The 20227-nt window shown below is 32.2% G+C and carries 22 protein-coding genes; 12 read left to right on the forward strand and 10 right to left on the reverse strand.

Going from position 1 to position 20227, the window contains the following annotated elements; all coding sequences use genetic code 11:
• Window positions 1-61 precede the first annotated feature (61 nt).
• Window positions 62-1081, forward strand: a complete 1020-nt coding sequence (locus CSW08_RS06170) for a S66 peptidase family protein (RefSeq protein ID WP_106659198.1) — start codon at window positions 62-64, stop codon at window positions 1079-1081.
• A gap of 53 nt (window positions 1082-1134) precedes the next feature.
• Window positions 1135-1374 carry a hypothetical protein gene (locus CSW08_RS06175; protein WP_106659040.1) on the forward strand — a complete coding sequence of 80 codons (240 nt, stop codon included), beginning with the start codon at window positions 1135-1137 and terminating at the stop codon, window positions 1372-1374.
• Between the two features lie 94 nt (window positions 1375-1468).
• Here the strand turns inward: CSW08_RS06175 and CSW08_RS06180 are convergent, their stop codons facing one another.
• The 5 genes from CSW08_RS06180 to CSW08_RS06200 form a co-directional block, all read right to left on the reverse strand.
• Window positions 1469-1891: a WG repeat-containing protein gene (locus CSW08_RS06180; protein ID WP_106659041.1), complete on the reverse strand. Its 423-nt coding sequence runs from the start codon at window positions 1889-1891 to the stop codon at window positions 1469-1471.
• Window positions 1892-1918: 27 nt separating this feature from the next.
• A complete protein-coding gene (locus CSW08_RS06185) occupies window positions 1919-2761 on the reverse strand; it encodes a hypothetical protein (protein WP_106659042.1) in 843 nt (280 codons plus the stop codon).
• Window positions 2762-2799: 38 nt separating this feature from the next.
• Window positions 2800-3702, reverse strand: a complete 903-nt coding sequence (locus tag CSW08_RS06190) for a hypothetical protein (protein WP_106659043.1) — start codon at window positions 3700-3702, stop codon at window positions 2800-2802.
• Between the two features lie 12 nt (window positions 3703-3714).
• A complete protein-coding gene (locus tag CSW08_RS06195; protein WP_106659044.1) occupies window positions 3715-4254 on the reverse strand; it encodes an RNA polymerase sigma factor in 540 nt (179 codons plus the stop codon).
• A 130-nt stretch (window positions 4255-4384) separates the two neighbouring features.
• A complete protein-coding gene (locus CSW08_RS06200; RefSeq protein WP_106659045.1) occupies window positions 4385-5125 on the reverse strand; it encodes a TerB family tellurite resistance protein in 741 nt (246 codons plus the stop codon).
• A gap of 214 nt (window positions 5126-5339) precedes the next feature.
• Between CSW08_RS06200 and CSW08_RS06205 the strand changes: the two genes are divergently transcribed.
• From CSW08_RS06205 to CSW08_RS06230, 6 genes are all read left to right on the forward strand, one after another.
• Window positions 5340-5750, forward strand: a complete 411-nt coding sequence (locus tag CSW08_RS06205; RefSeq protein ID WP_106659046.1) for a BrxA/BrxB family bacilliredoxin — start codon at window positions 5340-5342, stop codon at window positions 5748-5750.
• Window positions 5751-5894: 144 nt separating this feature from the next.
• Window positions 5895-6284, forward strand: a complete 390-nt coding sequence (locus tag CSW08_RS06210) for a hypothetical protein (RefSeq protein ID WP_106659047.1) — start codon at window positions 5895-5897, stop codon at window positions 6282-6284.
• Between the two features lie 27 nt (window positions 6285-6311).
• Window positions 6312-7052 (forward strand): lysophospholipid acyltransferase family protein, encoded by a 741-nt coding sequence (locus CSW08_RS06215; protein WP_106659048.1) that lies wholly within the window; start codon window positions 6312-6314, stop codon window positions 7050-7052.
• 9 nt (window positions 7053-7061) lie between these two features.
• Window positions 7062-8066: an acyl-ACP desaturase gene (locus tag CSW08_RS06220; RefSeq protein ID WP_106659049.1), complete on the forward strand. Its 1005-nt coding sequence runs from the start codon at window positions 7062-7064 to the stop codon at window positions 8064-8066.
• Between the two features lie 58 nt (window positions 8067-8124).
• On the forward strand, window positions 8125-8769 hold the full coding sequence (locus CSW08_RS06225; RefSeq protein ID WP_106659050.1) for an HD domain-containing protein: 645 nt from the start codon (window positions 8125-8127) through the stop codon (window positions 8767-8769).
• 170 nt (window positions 8770-8939) lie between these two features.
• A complete protein-coding gene (locus CSW08_RS06230) occupies window positions 8940-10226 on the forward strand; it encodes an SGNH/GDSL hydrolase family protein (protein ID WP_106659051.1) in 1287 nt (428 codons plus the stop codon).
• Window position 10227: 1 nt separating this feature from the next.
• Here the strand turns inward: CSW08_RS06230 and CSW08_RS06235 are convergent, their stop codons facing one another.
• A complete protein-coding gene (locus tag CSW08_RS06235) occupies window positions 10228-11100 on the reverse strand; it encodes an AraC family transcriptional regulator (RefSeq protein ID WP_106659052.1) in 873 nt (290 codons plus the stop codon).
• A gap of 719 nt (window positions 11101-11819) precedes the next feature.
• Between CSW08_RS06235 and CSW08_RS06240 the strand changes: the two genes are divergently transcribed.
• Both CSW08_RS06240 and CSW08_RS06245 read left to right on the forward strand, forming a co-directional pair.
• On the forward strand, window positions 11820-12428 hold the full coding sequence (locus tag CSW08_RS06240) for a hypothetical protein (RefSeq protein WP_106659053.1): 609 nt from the start codon (window positions 11820-11822) through the stop codon (window positions 12426-12428).
• A gap of 556 nt (window positions 12429-12984) precedes the next feature.
• Entirely contained in the window at window positions 12985-13596 is a 612-nt protein-coding gene (locus CSW08_RS06245) for a hypothetical protein (protein WP_106659054.1), read from the forward strand.
• Between the two features lie 60 nt (window positions 13597-13656).
• Here CSW08_RS06245 and CSW08_RS06250 read toward each other — a convergent pair whose 3' ends face one another.
• Entirely contained in the window at window positions 13657-14730 is a 1074-nt protein-coding gene (locus tag CSW08_RS06250; RefSeq protein WP_106659055.1) for a PA0069 family radical SAM protein, read from the reverse strand.
• 252 nt (window positions 14731-14982) lie between these two features.
• On the opposite strand from CSW08_RS06250, the gene CSW08_RS06255 reads away from it, so the two are divergent.
• A complete protein-coding gene (locus CSW08_RS06255) occupies window positions 14983-16908 on the forward strand; it encodes a hypothetical protein (RefSeq protein ID WP_106659056.1) in 1926 nt (641 codons plus the stop codon).
• A gap of 4 nt (window positions 16909-16912) precedes the next feature.
• The gene (locus CSW08_RS06260) at window positions 16913-17596 is read left to right on the forward strand and encodes a hypothetical protein (protein WP_157831432.1); all 684 of its coding nucleotides are present in this window, start codon (window positions 16913-16915) and stop codon (window positions 17594-17596) included.
• Window positions 17597-17736: 140 nt separating this feature from the next.
• Here the strand turns inward: CSW08_RS06260 and CSW08_RS06265 are convergent, their stop codons facing one another.
• From CSW08_RS06265 to CSW08_RS06275, 3 genes are read right to left on the reverse strand one after another with little or no spacing between them, the layout of a single operon-like run.
• The gene (locus tag CSW08_RS06265) at window positions 17737-18519 is read right to left on the reverse strand and encodes an enoyl-CoA hydratase/isomerase family protein (protein ID WP_106659058.1); all 783 of its coding nucleotides are present in this window, start codon (window positions 18517-18519) and stop codon (window positions 17737-17739) included.
• A gap of 22 nt (window positions 18520-18541) precedes the next feature.
• Window positions 18542-18913: a copper resistance protein NlpE N-terminal domain-containing protein gene (locus CSW08_RS06270; protein WP_106659059.1), complete on the reverse strand. Its 372-nt coding sequence runs from the start codon at window positions 18911-18913 to the stop codon at window positions 18542-18544.
• Between the two features lie 57 nt (window positions 18914-18970).
• Window positions 18971-20116, reverse strand: a complete 1146-nt coding sequence (locus tag CSW08_RS06275) for a Gfo/Idh/MocA family protein (RefSeq protein ID WP_106659060.1) — start codon at window positions 20114-20116, stop codon at window positions 18971-18973.
• Window positions 20117-20227: the final 111 nt, after the last annotated feature.

The following is a 20227-nucleotide window of genomic DNA, read 5'->3' on the forward strand; positions in this document are numbered from 1 at the left end:
TTTGAAGGCATAAAAGTACACATTTTGAAACCGATTTAGAAAAAAAATGTACATTTACGTTATGTCAAGAAACCTACTAACAATTGCATTATGTTGTGTTGCTTTTTTCTTAGGAAAAGCTCCTATGCAGGCACAGGATAATCAATCAAAACAAACGAAAACTTTGAAACAACCACCCTACTTAAAAGCTGGCGATACCGTTACCATTGTTGCGCCATCGGGCATTTTAAAAAACAGAACGGCCGAGATTGAGCAAGCCAAAGCGCTTTTAAAAAGTTGGGGACTACATACCGTTGTTGGAAAACATGTGTTCAATCAGAACAACCATTTTGCAGGAACCGATACCGAGCGCGCTGAAGACTTCCAAAATGCGCTGGACGATCCTAAAATCAAGGCTATTTGGTGTGCCCGTGGTGGTTACGGAGCTGTTAGAATACTTGATAAATTAGATTATACCAAATTTAACATCAAACCCAAATGGGTTATTGGATATAGCGATATTACCGCATTACACAATCAAGTCCATAATTTAGGTTTTGAAAGTCTGCACGCCATGATGTGCACCAGTTTACAAGATGGTGCCGAAAACATTAAAGAAACCATTTCAACCTTTAAAACCGCGCTTTTTGGAAACCCTTTAACGTACACGCTTCAAGGCTCCAAATATAATAAACCAGGAAACGTATGTGCGCCTATTGTTGGTGGCAATTTATCCATTTTATACAGTATGTTGGGGTCTAATACCAGTATTGATACCTCTGGAAAAATATTGTTTATTGAGGAAATTGGTGAATATGAATATAGCATTGACCGTATGTTGCAAAGTTTAAAACGTGCCGGTTATTTTAATAATTGTAAAGGTGTTATTGTTGGAGATATTTCTAAAATACGTAAAAACACCACCCTTTGGGGAAGCCCTGTACAGCAACTCATTTTAGATACTTTAGCAGATTATGATTTCCCGGTAGCTTTTAATATGCCTGCTGGTCATGAAAAAGACAATCGTGCTATGATTTTGGGCAGAATGGTTGATTTAACGATAAATAAAGAACAATCAACCATTATTTTTAAAGATTATTGAAATATGTTATAATATTGTTATAACATATTAATAATCTTTAAAATAGACTCCAAATGAAAAAAACATTACAATTTTTATCAGTTGCAATTATCCTTTTACTTTCTATAAATGTAAAAGCCGACACCATTATCAATTCAGAATTAAATTTATTTAACCCAGATGTGCGTAAATGTCTTTTAGAAGCTTCAAAAAGTGAAGGTTGGGAATTAAAATCAATTTACATGAATTCTGAAGAAAAATTAGTTTATGTCTTTTCAAAAGGCAATGATGACAAAGTATATTTAAGCAAGTAATTAATTACTTCTTTATATTTTATATCATAAAAAGTATATTAAAACCACCTATTCATTTATATATAGGTGGTTTTTTATGTAATCAAAAATTAATCTATTTGATCTTGGCTTCTTTTATTTTTAATTCTCCAATTTCATTGCCTTCTTTATCTATAAAGCCAAAATAACCTTCTTCTTCTACCAAAGCCCAATTCCCTTGATATTCTCCAAACAAAGATATTTTATTATATTTTGGTTTTACAACCTCATTTCCTTCATTATCAATGAATCCATAATAGCCTTCTTTTTCAACCAAAGCCCAGTTCTCTAGGTATTCTCCAAACAAAGATATTTCATTATACCTTGATTCTACAACCACGTTTCCATCTGTATCAATAAAACCTAAGTAACCATCTTTGGCTACCATGGCCCAATCTTTATGATTTTCCTCAAAAGGCCAAATTTTTTCGAAACGTAATTTTCCATGGGTTATATATGTAATAATAACCATAATTAACGTTAAATAATGCTTTTTCATAATAATTTGCTTTTTTAATAATTTTAATTATTCTTTTGGATAAAACAATGTATTCAACTTTTTCAATTCCTCTTTCAGTTCTTGAATAGTTACTTCTTTAAAATTAAATTTTAAATCTGGGTTTGCTTCTGTTTTAGCTTCGATAAGGTCTAAATAGAGTTTGTCTTCTTTCATTTTTATCGCAATAATTACCACATCTTCATCTTTTGGCACATATCCAAAATCAAAACCTTCAAAATAACGACTGGGTAAAATGGAATTTAATGATTTAAATACCATGTTTACTTTAGTACCATCTTCTTTTTTAACTTTAAGTTTATAATTTATTCTATTGTTTCTATTGGTAAAAAGGTCGCAGTTAATCCAACCTAATTGAGATGTTGAAAAGACGTAATTAGATACTTCTTGTGTTGTAATCGTTGTGCTATCCTCTCTTTTTAATTTTTCTTCAAATTTTATATCTGATGTTGTTCTACTTTTAAGCTGTATAGGATTGCGGTTATTTATTTTTAAACTATTACCAACCATAAAAGACATTGGATACGAATAAACAACTGAAACTACTTTTCCTCTTTGTTTCCCAGAGCTCATTTTTGGCATTACTTCCAAGACTCTAATACCTTCTTGTGCCAATTTAATATGTGATGCCATTACCTGTATATCTGTAATATCCCCATTATTGCTTATTACAAACTGCATACTGATTAGATGTTTTCCCATTACATCTAACCCTTCAGCTATAGATTCGTCAAAATTAGTTTTGATAAAATTACTTATAGCTTCACTTGTACATTTTTTTTGTTGTGCTTTCTCTAAATTTTTGCAACCGGGAAATATTCGAACTTCTTGAACTACAGAATACGGAGCCATTATATCTTCTACTTCTAAAACCTCTATAATATCCGAACCTATTTTAGCTGTTTTCGCCTCAAACTTTTACTATCTTGATTTAAAACCTCCCAATTTATAATGCCATCTTTCCATTCGCCAGAAAACAATTGCATGTTTTCTTTCTTATTTTGAGTTGGAAACAAAATTTCAATACTTGATTTTTCAGCCAGTTTTAAAATGGCATTATCCTTTTTTGCTTCAATAAAAAGCATACCGCCAGTTTCCAACTGTTTGTCATTAGATGTTGTGCTTAAATTGGCCAATAAAATGTCTGATAATTTATAATACTCGGTAACAGCAATATTTATTTTGCCTTCCACTTTTCCATTATTGGCATCAACAAAAGAGTTTCCTTTAATAACTAATTTTGTTCCTTCTTTGCAAACAATTGTGGTATCTTTTTTAGAATCTACAACAAAAATTTGAGGTGCTTTTTTTAAGGATTCGAAATTCGAATTTTCCTTTTTTGATTTTTTTTCAGAAGAAACAATCGTTTTTTCAATCGCATCGTTTTCAATTGAATACACTGTATCTTTTAAGATTTCTGTCTTTTTACTATCATTCTTAGAGGGAATGGAATCCAAAATTATTGTTGTGTTATTATCAAGAATCGGTTTCGGCTCAACCGTTGTGTTGCCAAATAAAAACATATACGCCAAAATGGAAATAACAACAATTACTGCCGAAATTCCTAAATACTTAAACCATTTCATTTTAGTATAATACTGTTTGGCGCTTTTAATTTCTGTCTTTAAGGTTTGACGTTTTAAGCCCTCCAGAAAAACAATATGTTCTTCATATAGGTTTTTGAAATAACTGTCCGTTTTTAAGGTATTCAAAAAGATTTCAGATTCATTGGCTGAAAGCGATTTGTTTAAATACTGATTGATGAATTCTATATGTTGAATGTGATTTTCCATGATGTTCCCGAATTAAGATTGAATCGTTTTGCTCGCTTGATAGATGTCTTTTGCTTTTGCCAAACACTTGTACTTTTGGTTTTTGGCAACTTTTTCAGAAGCAAATTGCATGATAATGGCAATCTCTTTAAAGGACTTAGCTTTTTGATAAAACAAGCGTAACAATTCTTGACAACGTTCTCCTAATTCCAGAAATGCGATCTCAGCGAGTTGGTAATTTTTCTCTTCTAAAACATTATGAAAGTATTCAACTTCATTACTATCTAAATTATGAAGTTCTTCTTTTGAAAATTTGTTCTGAATATCTTTCCAGACAAATCTTGAAACAGAATATAAATACGTGTAAAATGAAGACGTGAGTTTAAAATCGGACTTTTCCAGATTCCTATGGAGTATAATCAATGCTTCCTGAAACACATCGGAAGCATCTTGTTTTTGTCCGCCTTTCGAAATAATTAATGCTTCAATTTTTGGATATAAAGCGTATAATTTACTAAAAGCCTTTTCTCGTTGACCATTCTTAAAAAGTTCTAAGATTTTTTTATCGTTCATAAAACTTGTTTATTACTTAATGGTCAATTTGCAAAAAGGTCTCCTAAATTTTTTAAAAATTGTTGTAAGTAAAAAATAGATTCCTGCTTTCGCAGGAAATCGAAGATTCGACGAAGTCAATGACAAAAATCTAAAATCCTCTTTCCTTCTGCAATTGTTCATAAGCCGCTTGCACTTGCCTAAATTTTTCTTCAGCACCTTGTTGGTGCTCTTTTCCTAAATGGACTACTTTATCGGGGTGGTATTTTTTAGCCATATTTCGGTAGGCTTTTTTAATGTCATCGTTGGTAGCCGTTTTTTCGATTTCCAATATTTTATAGGCGCTATCGGCACTCTTGTAGAACATCGCTTTGATGCTTTCATAATCGCTATGACTAATCCCCAAATAACCCGCAATGGTATAAATTTGGTGCACCTCATCCTCTGTTACCAACCCATCGGCTTTGGCAATTCCGAATAAAAAGTGAATCAATTGCAAACGCGACGCATGTTCCATCATTTGCCTGATTTGCAAACATACTTGCCTTGTAGAGATATTTTGTTGCTTGTTTATCTCTTTAAAAAGTTTAAACGCATGATTGGCGCGTTCTTTACCATACATGCCCACAAATTGATTGCGTACAAAATCCAACTCGCGTTGGTCTTGCTTGCCATCGGCTTTTATAACTATGGAGGCTAAAATGAGTAGACTTATTTCAAAATCTCCTGATTGCGTTTTCGGTTTTGTATAAATGGGTTGTTGTTCACTACCCGTTTGAAGACTTACACCCACAGAATCAACAATACTCCCCAATGCTAAACCTATAATGGCACCAATAGGGCCGCCAAACGACCACCCAATAGCAGCGCCGATCCATTTTGAATAACTCATGTAATTTCCTTTATTTTATTAAATGATTTCAAATATAATACTGTTAGTTGGGTTTTCTTGGTGTTTGTTACTAAAAAGGTTTACTGTTATGTTGTTATTTGTTTAGGGGGACGTCGTTTTAATTAATGAAAGGTGTCTCTGAATACTGCGACTGAAAACTTAATTTTCTGTATCTTTGCACTCTATAAAATGTTAATTATTAAAATTTAAAAATATGTATCCAGCAGAATTAGTAAAACCAATGCGAGAAGATTTAACCAAAGTTGGTTTTGAAGAATTACATACTCCTGCGGAAGTAGATGCCGCTATAGCAAAAGAAGGGACAACACTTGTGGTTGTGAATTCTGTTTGTGGTTGCGCTGCAGCAAACGCAAGACCAGGCGCTAGAATGAGTTTACAAAATGCCAAACGTCCAGACCATATTGTGACCGTTTTTGCAGGTGTCGATTTTGATGCCGTAACCAGAGCTAGAGAGCTTATGATTCCATTTCCTCCAAGTTCTCCAAGTATGGCCTTATTTAAAGATGGCGAATTGGTGCACATGTTAGAGCGTCATCACATAGAAGGTAGACCTGCAGAACTTATTGCAGAAAACCTTATGGATGCTTATAACGAGCATTGTTAAGCCTCACACCTAACCCTCTCTCCGAAGGAAAGAGGCTAAAATTTTTAAAACATAAATGTAAGAACCACGATAAAATTGTGGTTCTTTTTGTTTTATAACGCAACCTTTTTAAAGAATGGGCATCATTAGTATAAATCCTTAACCATGAAAAACACCTTTTTTGCCCTGTTACTAATTTGCCTCATTTTTACGGCTTTTAAATGTGATGAGGATAGTTCTTTACTGATTGAAGAAGATAAAAAAGAATTGGCTGCTTTAAAGCAGACTATTGAAGACCTTGCCAGTTCTTCGGTTTGTAATGAAAACACCGAATGCAAGTATATTGCCTTTGGAAGCAAAGCTTGCGGTGGCCCTAAGAGCTATTTGCTATATTCCACGTCTATCGATGTTGAAAACCTCGAGATGTTAGTTGAAGAATACAATCAAAAGGAAACCGATTTTAATACAAAGCATGGTATAATTTCAGATTGTGCTCTTGTAATGCCTCCTACTGGACTGAGTTGTGAAAATAACACCTGTATTCCTATTTATTAAAACTTAGTTTTTACTTATTTTTGGGGCATGCAAAAATTATTGTCATACCCCATATCCGTTATTTATTACCTGTTTTTCTTTTTAACACTGGTAATATTCCACCCCATACAATGGGTTTGCTTTAATGTTTTTGGTTATCAAGCACATAAAAAAAGTGTTGATGCTTTGCAATTTTGTTTAATGCGTTGTGCCAATATTTTAGGAACACGCTTTACATTTACCAATCCACATCAAATTGATACCAACCAACCGCTAATAATTGTAGCAAACCATCAAAGTTTACATGACATATATCCTATAACATGGTATATGCGGAAACACCATCCTAAATTCATTAGTAAAATAGAACTCGGAAAAGGCATTCCTAGTGTCTCTTACAATTTGCGTCATGGAGGCGCTGCTTTAATTGATAGAAAAAATCCCCGTCAGGCGTTGCCAGCTCTTATGAATTTTGGAGACTACATTGAAACTAATAAACGTGCTGCTGTTATTTTTCCCGAAGGTACCAGAAGTAAAAATGGCGAACCAAAACCTTTTCAAACTAGAGGATTGGAAGTTTTATTTAAGAAAGTGCCATCTGCTTTAATTGTACCAATTTCGATAAATAATTCATGGAAAATGTTAAAATATGGTAAATTCCCTCTAGGATTAGGCACACATATTACATTTACCGTACATAAGCCTATAAAATTGTCTACCTTTGTATTAGATAAAGAAATGCTTATTAACAACATAGAAACCACCATAAAAGAACATATTCACCCTTAAAATATAGTTATGTCGTTGAAAAATGTGAGATTTGAAGTCATGAAATTTTTGGAAAAAGATGTCGATTCTCTAATAGAAAAATATCTTATTCCTATTGATAGTATTTGGCAACCAACAGATTTTTTGCCAAATTCAGAAGCCGATGACCAAACCTTTTTTGAAGAAGTTAGAGAGATTAGAGAATTATCAAAAGAATTGCCATACGATTTTTGGGTGGTTCTTGTGGGCGACATGATTACAGAAGAAGCTTTGCCAACCTATGAATCTTGGCTTATGGATGTTGAAGGTGTCGACCAAGTAACCGAAGGCGGAAACGGCTGGGCTAAATGGGTAAAACAGTGGACTGCCGAAGAAAATCGACATGGTGATGTACTAAATAAGTATCTGTATTTATCTGGTCGCGTTAATATGAAGGAAATTGAAAAAACCACGCAACATCTTATTGCGGATGGTTTTGATATTGGCACCGATAGAGACCCATACAAAAACTTTGTTTATACTAGTTTTCAAGAGCTGGCGACCTATGTTTCACATAATAGGGTTGCAAAAATTGCCAGTAAAAGCGGAAATAAACAACTAGGGAAAATGTGTAAAATCATATCTGGAGATGAAATGAGACACCATCATGCTTATTCGGAGTTTGTTGAACGTATTTTTAAGGTAGACCCAAGCCAAATGATGATGGCGTTTCAATACATGATGAAACAAAAAATAACCATGCCTGCGCATTTTTTAAGAGAGTCTGGCGATAAAATAAGCACCGCTTTTGAAGAGTTTTCAAATACGGCACAACGAATAGGTGTTTATACATCTAAGGATTATGTGGATATTTTACAAAGACTGATTGAACGTTGGGAAATCGACAAAGTAACTGGTCTTGATGATGACGCCGAAAAAGCTCGGGATTATTTAATGAAATTACCAGAGAGAATGATACGATTGGCTGATAGAATCAAAATACCCCAAAACTCATATCAGTTTAAGTGGGTTGAACCCGCATCTTTAAAATCATAATGACTCCCAAATAAAATTAATTCCTTTCCAAACCGAAAGGAATTTTTATTTTTATACCATGACTGAAGAGGAACAAATTAATAAAACCATGGTTTTTGTAAAAGAAACCCTTGTAAATGCTGAAGGCGGACATGATTGGTTTCACACCATAAGGGTGTATAATAATTCCTTACTCATCGCAAAGGGTGAAAAAACAGATGTTTTTGTGGTTTCGCTAGGCGCTTTACTGCATGATATAGCCGATAGTAAATTTCATAATGGAGACGAAACCATAGGCCCCAAAATGGCACGAGCGTTTTTATTCAAAATCAACGTAGATTCTGTTATTATCGAGCATGTTATAAAAATTATCGAAAACATATCGTTCAAAGGTGGTAATGAGGCGCAAAAATTCAGTTCGCCCGAATTACAAGTGGTTCAAGATGCCGATAGATTAGATGCTATGGGAGCTATTGGTATTGCACGTTGTTTTAATTATGGCGGATTTAAAAACAGGCCACTTTACGATCCAGATATTAAGCCAAACCTTAATATGACTAAAGCGGAATATAAAGCATCGTCTTCGCCTACAATCAATCATTTTTACGAAAAATTATTACTTCTTAAAGATAAGATGAATACAAAAACGGGACGTACCATCGCTTTGGAACGCCATAATTATATGTTACGTTTTTTAGACCAATTTTATAAGGAATGGCATTAATTATTCTTTCTTTCTTAGCTACACCATTAAACCATTTTGTCACGTTTGGTTGTATGAAAAATCCAAATAAGTTATCTCATCAACTAAAAGTGTTTTTTATCGTCAAACAGATGATATAATCATTTCTTTAGATTAATTTTCGCCTGCAAAAAACTCAAAATCTATTTATAATGTCATATAGCTTAACCTCTAACAATAAAATCCTCTTTTTTATTTTTGTAACCATATTTTCCTTTTCTGTATACGGACAGTCTATAACCATTACCGCCCCTAATGGGAGTGAATATTGGCAGGTTGGAAAAACACCATCAATTACTTGGGAAAGTAGTGGTTTATCAACGGATGTAATTTTAGAGTACTCTATAGATAATGGCAATAATTGGCTTCCTATTGCAACTGTTTTAAATACTAGCAATAGTTATGAATGGACAATCCCAAATACAGCCTCTTTGCAATCTTTGGTTCGTGCAACATCTAATACAACTCAAGATAGAAGTAATAACGTATTTGAAATCTCTGAAGACGCTTCTTCCTGCAATATTGTTGTTTTAGGGTCTTCTACATCATTTGGTATAGGTGCGACTCCAATAGAAAATTCTTGGGTAAATCGATACTATTCTGCCATTTTTCAAAAAAACACGAAACTGAATATTATTAATTTGAGTGCTCAAGGATATACTACGTACCACATACTCCCAACAGGAACAGTGCTCCCTGATGGAGTAAGTGTAACCATTGATGAAGATAGAAACATAACCAAAGCATTATCTCATGACCCTGTAGCCATTATAATTAATATGCCCTCTAATGATACAGCTGAAGGCTATTCAATTAGTGCTCAATTAGAAAATTATGCAACATTGAATACTGCTGCATCCAATAATTCCACTCCTTTATGGATAACTACAACACAGCCCCGAAATTTTTCATCTACTTCTGATATTCAAACCCAAATAGATGTAAAAAATGAAATACTTTCAATCTATTTAGACAAGTCTATAAATTTTTGGGATGGTATAGCCGATGTGGATGGAAAAATTCTAAGTAATTTGGATGATGGTGATGGTATTCACCTGAATAATGATGGCCATGAGATTTTATTTAATAAAGTGCTAAATAAAAATATTGCTGAGACTACTTGTTTGAGCGGATCTTTGGGCATTGAAGAGATAACAGCTAATTATGTTAATGATTTAAAAATTCATCCAAATCCCGCTAAAGATCATGTTAACATTGACTTTACTTCTGAATTTTCAGGAGAATTAAATATTGAACTTTATGATATTTTAGGCAGGAAATTATTGGAAAACAATACCAATTTTAGCGTGGGTATTAATTCGGTACCTGTTTTACTAAATCAAAGTAATTCACCTAGTTCTAAATTTATATTTGGAACATTAACATTTACAACAGACAATAAAATAGTTAAAACAAGCGTAAAACTTGTACTTAATTAAACTATTGAATGATTAGTTTAATTTCTTTCCTGTAATGCGATGCGCTTTTACCAGTTATATCATTAAACGTTTTATTAAAATGGGAAAAATTATTAAATCCACATTCAAAACAGATATCTGTAATACTCATTTGGCTTTCAATAAGTAGTTTTGTAGCATGCACTACTCTATACTCATTTACTAATTGTGTAAATGTTTTTCCTGTTGCCTTTTTAAAGTATCTACAAAATGCTGGTACCGTCATACTAACCTTATCGGCTATTTCATCTAAACTAATGTGGTTTTGGAAATTTGTATTAACGTATTTAAAAATAATATCGATTTTGCCGCTGTCTTGGGCTTCTGTTTCAAAAGCAAACCCGTCAGCGTTTAATAATGTATAATCGTCCGTAAAGGCCAGGTAGTTTAAAATCTCTAAAAATTTTATGACTCTTTCTAAGCCTGTATACTCCATTAAATTTTCAATTTTGCTACCAATAACTGCCTTAGTTTCCATTTTAAAGCGAATACCTTGTTTGGCCCTATGAAATAATGACGCAATACCAGCCGTTTCTGGAACATTCAGAAAGTCGTCACCTAAAAAGTTAGATTTAAACTGAACCGTTGTTTCTGTTCCGTTTGCTGTTAACCTATCGGTAAATCCATTATGCGGTAAATTGGATCCAATAAGTATTAATTGGCTATTATTAAAATACGATAAATGATTTCCAATATGAGTTTTACCTTGTCCTTTATTTATATATACAAGTTCTAGTTCTGGATGAAAATGCCAATAAGCCCCATTCTTATCCACAGTATCTATATGTTGCTTTACTAATATAGAACTTCCGAAACTTGGGGTGAGTTTCCTAAAAGTAGGTTTTTTATTAATCATAACACAATTTATTCTACAACAAAATTACAATATATTAAACGATAAATATATATAGATTTGTCTCAATTGTATGTTATTTTAACTTAACATTGAATTAACACTACATTAACAGTTAATATAACACATAAAGTGGTCAAATTAGATGTTTTGCAACCTTGTCATTTTCTATAAATTTGTAGTGTAAATGTGGGATAAAATTAATTACAACCTTAATATCAAAAAAAAGGTTTCATCTTAAGAGAATGGTTTTATTCAATGTTTCAAAGTACTAATGAAATTTCTGCTTCAACTAGAAAGATAGTTATAGAAAAAACATTAGGAATAGAATTAGATAAAAAAAATTACAATATAAATTTCAACTCCGAATAAAAAGGAGTTCACAAAATTCATTAATAATTAGTTTAATGTCTTATTTAGTTTAGTTGGTTAAAGTGAGCTGTGGTGGCTCACTTTTTTTTATGCTTATTTCTATCGAATTTTATTCAATATCAACACAAAAAATCCAATCACTTAAATCTTCTTTGGTAGTACATTATTTTCAATTTGTAATTCATTTCATATAATACAGCCAATTAACAAGCATCTATGCTAAATTGATTTAACATAAATATAATAATTAAATAACAGATAAAATAGCACATAAATAAGTAAAAATCAATGTTTTACAAATTAAACAACCTGTATACCTTTGTAGTGTTGAACGTTAAAAATACCAAATCATGAAAAAAGTAATTAAAAACACAAAAAAAGGAATCTTAATGGTAGCTATGCTTGCTGCCTCGTTAAGTTTCGCAAACGAAGGAACACCATTTTTTACAATTAAAAATGAATCCGAAAGAACCTCACTTACTTTAGCACTTGTAAAGGAAGGAAACCTATTGTCTATTAAAGACTATAATGGTATGATACTATATAAAGAAGTTATACAAAAAACAGGGACCTATACTAAAGGCTTCGATTTAACCGCTTTACCAAATGGAAAGTACATTTTCGAACTTGATAGTGATATAGAAATAAAAACAATCCCGTTTACAGTTGAGACTAATACAGTAGTTTTTGAAAAGGATATGGAGAAATCCATTTTCAAACCAGTAACTAGGGTTAAAGGCAATATAGTGTTTGTATCCCAACTTACTTTAAACAATAAACCCTTAAAGATTGACATTTATTTTGAAGGATCTAATAATTCTGAGCTTGTGCTAACAGAAACTATTAAAGACACAAAATGTATTGAAAGGATTTATAAGTTAACCGGTTTAAAAAATGGAAACTACACCATGGTATTCAATACTGAAGGTAGAGAGTTTATAAAACACATTAATAATTAGTTTAAAATCTTATTTAGTTTAGTTGATAAAAGTGAGCTGTGGTGGCTCACTTTTTTTTGGTTCATATTCTTACTATAATATATAGTATTCAAAATAGTATCAGATAGTCCACAATCATATTATGTTATTTATTCATCCTAACGCTTTAATATAAGGTTTCGATTGCACACAACCCGACAGCGTATTTTGATACATTTAATATATTACGGAAAATCAAAACATCAAGATACTTTTTAATCCTGTTTCTCCATCAAGCAATGAGAACTGGTTTTCTTCTAAAAAATGATTTCTTTCCTTATCCTTACACTTTGCTTTTTCATATTTATTACTCTAAAGCAAAACGCTTAGTCGTTTCCTATTATATTATAATTTTTAAATCGTTGTGGTTTCTTTCATGTCATATAGCCAATTAACACGCTTCTATGCTAAATTAACTTTACATAAACTTAATGTAATAATAACAGATAAAATAGCACATAAATATGTAAAAATCAATGTTTTGTAGACTTCTAATACCACATACCTTTGTGGTGTTGAACGTTAAAAAATCCAAATCATGAAAAAAGTAATTAAAAACACAAAAAAAGGAATCTTAATGGTAGCTATGCTTGCTGCCTCGTTAAGTTTCGCAAACGAAGGAACACCATTTTTTAGACTTGCAAGCAATGCTAAAAAAACATCTCTTACATTAGATTATGTTAAAGAAGGAAACACGTTATATATAAAAGATAGCTACGGTGTTAAATTATATGAAGAACTTATTAAAAGTAATGGCCATTATGTTAAAGGATTTGATTTAACTGCTTTACCAGATGGCGCATATCATTTTGAACTTGATGCTGAAGTACAAATAAAAGTGATTCCTTTTACTGTTGAGTCTAACACCATTAAGTTTGATACTGAAATGGCAAAAACAATTTTTAAACCAACAGTGAGAATTAAAGATGATTTAGTATTTGTTTCTAAACTTGCTCTTAATAATGAACCTTTAAAAATTGAAGTTTATTATGAAAAATTAAATAGTTCTGAGCTTGTTTTAACAGAAACTATTAAAGACACTAAAAACATTCAAAGAGTTTATAAATTAACAGATGATTTAAAAAGTGGTGACTATAAAATAGTATTCACTACCAATGGTAGAGAATTTACAAAATTCATTAATAATTAGTTTAATGTCTTATTTAGTTTAGTTGGTAAAAGTGAGCTGTGGTGGCTCACTTTTTTTTGTTTAAAACAATTTCAATTGCCCTTCTTTAAACTGTTCATGCAAATCTAAATTCAGTTTAGGCATTACCTTTCCTTTAAAATATTTGTGCCTTGCCATTTTCACCAAGTTGTTAATTTGCTCTGCTATTTTTCCCTCGCCATGCATTCTTGTGCCGTAACGGCTGTCGTTTAAATTACCGCCATGGCAACTTTCAATTTGATGCAATACTTTATCTGCCCGATCGGGCATGGTTTTTTTTATCCAATCAGAAAATATTTCGCCTATCGCGCCATTAAGCCTCACAATGGTATGGGCAATGGATAACGCCCCATGTTCTGATACTACTTTTGCCAACGGTAAAATCTCATGACTATTAATAGACGGGATTATAGGCGCTAACATCACATTTACCGGAATGCCATTTTCGCTAAGCATTTTAACGGTTTCCAATCTTTTTTTAATCGTAGTCGTTCTAGGTTCTAAAATACGCCTAATATCTTCAGATAATGACGTTATGGACATATTTACGCCTATTAAATTATCTTTTGCTAAGGCTTTCAACAAGTCCAAATCCCGTAAAATCAAGGCATTCTTCGTGATAATGGACACAGGATGCTTATATTTTAAAAAAACCTCTAAACATTGGCGCGTAATTTCAAATGTGTTTTCTGCTGGTTGGTAACAATCGGTATTTCCAGACATCACGATGGGGTGTGCTTTCCAAGTTTTCTTTTTTAAAAGTGTTTCTAAAAGCTTAGGCGCGTCTTTCTTTATTAAAATACGTCGCTCAAAATCCAAACCAGCGCTATATCCCCAATACTCATGGCTATTGCGTGCATAACAATAAATACAGCCATGCTCGCAGCCTTGGTACGGATTCATGGAGTATGCCATACCAATATCTGGGCTTTCCACTTTATTAACGATGGTTTTAGGGAACACCTCTAAATACAATGTTTTGTTTTTGTCGCTTTCCTCACCGTCTTTATGGCAAAATTCAAGAAAATCATCACGCATTTCGTAACTTAATTCAAAGAAACGATTAGGCACATTCAGTTGCGCTCCACGCCCTTTTATGGTAGATTTGGGATTCATAATAATAAACTATTTGGAGATACTAGTGTAGTAACTTTATAAAGTTAATTATTATTTGAAAAGGAAATTGTTAAAATGATTTTGGGTTATTAACAAAAAGTTTTGTATTCTTGATTTGTAGAATTTTTCAACGACCTTCGTGTAAAGGAAGATATAGACCTTTGAAAAGTCTATAGATAAACAGCTGCATAAATATTTGAATAATAAGAAGTATTAAATGATTTTAAAATTATTAAAAAAATAAAAGAATGCATGAAACCTACACATCGAAAATTTAATAAGATATTATCAATTATTACTTTATCCATTATTTTATCAAATTGTGCCTATGACTTTTCAGAAGACTCATTCTTTGAAGTAACACAAAAAACACCTACTGCATCTATTAGTTTAAATTCCTTGAGTGATAATCAAATATTTTATGTCACTACAAGAGTTAATTTTAGTTATAATGGAAATAACAAACACCGTCTTTACGAAATTAAAATTTACATTGATAACATTGAAATTAAAACTACCACAACGAATTCTGGAGATTTTATTATTGATACAGAATCATTAGAAGATGGTAATCATATTTTAAAAATAGAATATATTTTTTCTTCAGGTTCTGGAAGTTTAGCTGATGTAAGTGGTGTTGAAGCTTATATTAAGACTGAAGAGTACAATTTTATTGTTGACAAATCTCCTCCACCAACTATAGTAATGAAAAGTGTTGAAATTATTGATGGTTCAATTTATCTGAAATGGGAACCCATTACTGAAACTAATTTTGATAAGGCATTACTCATTATTACTAATAATGGCAATTCTAATTATCTGGAAATTACTAAACAAGAATTATTAAATTTAACTTATAATGACACTTATGTTCATACGTCAACAAGTTGCACAGGAGGTCAATCTGGTAACTATTTAGAGTATGAAATATATCTTGAAAACACCAGAGGAAACACAATAAGTAACAAGGTGAGTTTATCTATAAAACCATTTGAAATTCAAAAGTTGATTTTAAATGAAAATGAATATAAATTAATTATACCTAAACATGCCCTTTATAACAATTTTGATTATTACTCATTTAATGATGATTATAATAATTCAGTACATAAAGTTAGTTCTCAGGGAGGAGAAATTATAGTTGATGAGCCCATTAAATTTCCAAATTTAAATATAGGGGTTACATTTAGTTTGTACCAAGAATCAGGGTCGGAGGATATTTATAAGGGTTGTTTATTTACTTTTGAATCTTATTTTGAACAATTTGATTCTGGTGCAGGAGGCTCATATAATGAATATATATACAATGAAGATAATGATGTTATTTATGCTTTGAAAATAGATAGTAGTTGTGGGAGTTGCCTTGACAATATTACTATATATAAATTAGATCCTATTGATTTAGAGATAATTGATTCAAAGGTAATAGCCATTGTTGAGGCTTATGATAATCAAGAACTAACAATCGATCCCATAACCCATAACTTAATTCTTGATGCGGGTAGCATTTCATTATTAGTAGATAAAAACAATTTTTCAATTATTAATCAATGGGAAATTTCAGGATTTGGGGAACAAAGCGGTAATATATTTTATAGAGATAATATCATTGTTATTGAGCAGGTTGACAACATTATTTTTTATGACTCGAGTACAAAAGCTCAATTTTATGCAGTAAGTAAAACAGGTTATTTCAATATCTCAGATAATGGCAGATATTTTTATGCTAACGACACTATTTTTGAAATTAACAATAAGATTGTAATCCCCCTTACAATAACCAACACCAATAATTCTGTAAACCTTGTTAAGTTTATGGAAGGTTTAAATAAATGTATCTATAATACTTACGATGGCAACCCTGTAATATTTGATTTTGCTAGTCAAACAAAAACTGTTTTGAGTGATTTTACAAGAATAAATATTATGGATTATGATGTCTATACAAAAAAATTACTACTTGTAAGAAGTGAATATGGATTTGGCAATTCTACTCCATCTTACGCTTATGTATATGGTCTAATGACTAACGAGTTTAAGAGAATTGAAGTTGGCAATATTGTTTCTGCATGGAATCCAGAAGAGATACCTCGAGGTTATTGGTTTGCAAACAACAAACTTATTTACAGATATGTAGATAGAAATGGATATTATTTAGATCATTATATTAATGAATAATAGTATGAAAATAAAAGCCGTAGTAATTTTTATCATCTATTCCTCAATATGTTACAGTCAAAGTGGGAATATTTTTCTTGAGTTTAATTATAATACATTCTCACATACTTCTTTAAAATCCTTTCAACAAGAGTTTATAAAAGATATACCCGAAATTCCAATACAAGTTAATGATAACTTTCCATCAAATATTGGTTTTACTTTAGGCTATAAAGTAGGTAAAATTAATACATCTTTGTTTTTTAGTTATAATTCAACAGGAGGAAAAATATCTTATTCTGACTATTCAGGAGTTATTAGAATAACTCAGCCATTAGATGCTTATACATTTGGAGGGGAGTATCAGATTAATTTTTCAAAAAACAAAGAAGGTTTTAGTCTAGGTTTAAGAGCTTTTAGCATGTTATCAAATCTCACAGTGGAAAATTACACTCAAATTTTAAATAATATTACTGATGAGAAAGTTAAACTTCAATCTATAAATTTTGGATTAGGAGGTCGATTAATTTATGAGTACCCTGTATCATTTTTTATTATTAAAGCTTCTTTAGGTTTTGATATTACCTTCGGTGGCACATTAAAATTTAAAGAGAATAATGATTTTTATTTAGAAAATAATAATGGAGAAGAAGTCAAAAGTAATTGGTCAGGCTTGAGAACTGGTTTAGGCGTTGAAATTCCAATTTAGCTTTTGTTATATTTCCAATAACCTTAAAATTATATTAATTATAGGATTTTTTTTAATTTATATTAAAACATAGATTCCATACAACTTTTATAACACTTTGTAAAAATAATTGATTGATTCAAAATCTATTCGCTTAAACCCTATTCGCCAGAAAAATCAGCCTTACGCTTCTCTAAAAAAGCCGAAGTCCCTTCAGCAAAATCTTCGGTTCCAAAGCAGTTACCAAATTCTTCTATCTCCACTTCAAAACCATCAATGCCATCTTCAAAATTAGCATTAATCGCCTTTATGGCGGCACTTATGGCAACGGGTGAGTTTCTCGTAATTTTACTGGCAATCTTTTCGCAAAAAGGCAATAACTCGTCTTGTGTGGTAACGTGGTTTACTAATCCGTAAGAAAGTGCTTGGTTGGCATCAATCATGCCTGCCGTTAAAATAAGTTCCATAGCGCGCCCTTTTCCTATTAATTGTGGTAAACGTTGTGTACCTCCATAACCGGGAATAACACCTAAAGATACTTCTGGCAAGCCCATTTTGGCGTTATCGCTCGCCACTCTAAAATGGCAAGCCATGGCTAATTCGAGTCCGCCACCAAGCGCAAAACCATTGATGGCGGCAATTACGGGTGTTGGTAAATTTTCAATAAAATCAAATAATAATTCTTGTCCGTTGGCGGCTAAATTTTTTCCTTCGTCTTCATCAAAATCGGCAAATTCACTAATATCGGCACCCGCTACAAAAGCTTTCTCGCCACTTCCAGTAATGATAATGACTTTTGTTTTTTTATCATTGTTGGCTTTTTTTAAAGCATGGTGAAGTTCTTCAATCGTTTCTATGTTTAAAGCGTTGAGTTTGTTTGGCCTGTTAATAGAAATGAGCGTTATAGTATCTGTTGATTTTGATAAAATATGATTGTATCTCACTAAGGTTATATTTTAAAAAGTTCTAATCCTTTAACCCAAGATAGTTCAGAATCGTAAAATTTATGGAGGTTTTTACAACTCTTGCTGACACATCTCTGGGTGATTTTGTATTAAACCTTGCTTTAGAGTTTTTAAAGTTAAGGGTGTATTCTTCATTCAAATCTAAATCGTCCTCAGCATCAAAAACAATCAAGTTGTTTTCTGAAGCCCAAGTGCCTTTTGCATAATAATTTTCTTTTGGATTGTTAGCACCCTTTGGCTTTCTGAAGAAATGAAACTTAAATGTATGTTCTTCATTTAAAGTCAGCGTGTATTGAATACCTTCATTTTCATCATCCAAAAAATCCACTTGATAATCGCCATATTCAATTTTTGATTGTGCAAAAAATGCCAAATGGCAACTTAAAAACCCATAGAATACTATATTTCTTATAGATAGATAACACGTTCATTAAACCTTAACAATGCCCATATCTCCTAAATCTAACGGAATGGTTTTTCCGCCTTCTTCAATGGATTTATAAATGGCTTCAACAATAATGATATCTCGTTTTCCCATCTCTCCAGGTGCAAAGTTGGTGCTTCCTGTTAAAACATGTTTTGCAAAAGAATCCATTTGTGTGGTTTGCTGATAATACCTCTCAAAAGGGAATTTGATTTCCTCGCCTTTGGAGGTGCGTCCAGCTAATGGGCCGTAACTATGGCATGGATTGAGTTCTGCCCAACCGCGTCTAAAACTCACAAAAAGCCTATTGGCGTTCGCGTTGTAAGATGTAAACATATTCCCTACCACATCATTTGAAAATTTCATTTGGGCTGTGATAGATTCGTCAACTTCTTTAAAATAATCTGGTCTGGTTTTGAACTCTTGAGCAGAAATTGACACTGGGTTAGCACCCGCACCATAAATACTACTTTGTATGGCATAAACACCCATATCCATTAAGGCACCGCCTCCTGCAAGTTTTTTATTTAAGCGCCATTGGTCAGGATTATTACCAGAAACAAATCCAGCATCCGAGGATATATATTGTACCTCTCCCATAGGTTTTTCAGCTACCAATCTTTTTATTTCATTGGTATAAGGATCTGTTTGCATACGGTAACCAACCCCTAATTTCACGCCATTTTCTTTACAGGCATTTATAATAGCATCACATTCGGCAACACTTACAGCCATGGGTTTTTCAGTAATCACATGTTTCCCGGCTTTAGCGGCGCGAATACAAAATTCTGCATGCATGCTATTTGGCAACACAACGTATACCACATCAATCGCATCGTTTTTTGCTATGTTATCAAAGTTTTCATAATTGTACACATTCTCTTTAGGGATGCTGTACTTATCCATCCATTCCTTTTCTTTTGATGGCGTACCGGTTACAATCCCTGCTAAATAGCAATGTTCAGCTTTCAGTAAAGCAGGCGCTAATTGTCCGCCAGCATAACCTCCCAAACCCACTAGAGCAATGCCCAATTTTTTATCTTGTCTACCAGAATTAAGCCCGTAACTTAAAGGTATATGTGATAATAATGCAGCACCTGCCAAGGCTTGTGTTAGTTTAACATTAAATGTTCTTCTGTTAATTTTTTCCATCAGTTTGTTTTTTGTTTAGTTGGTGTTTTTGCCTTTTAAATTTACGATTATTTTTAAGTAAGTGAACAAAAAAATCAAAAAATACCAAGTTCAAATATTTAAGCAATAAGG

Origin of the sequence: Confluentibacter flavum (assembly GCF_002843175.1) — a bacterium.
GTDB lineage: Bacteria > Bacteroidota > Bacteroidia > Flavobacteriales > Flavobacteriaceae > Confluentibacter > Confluentibacter flavum.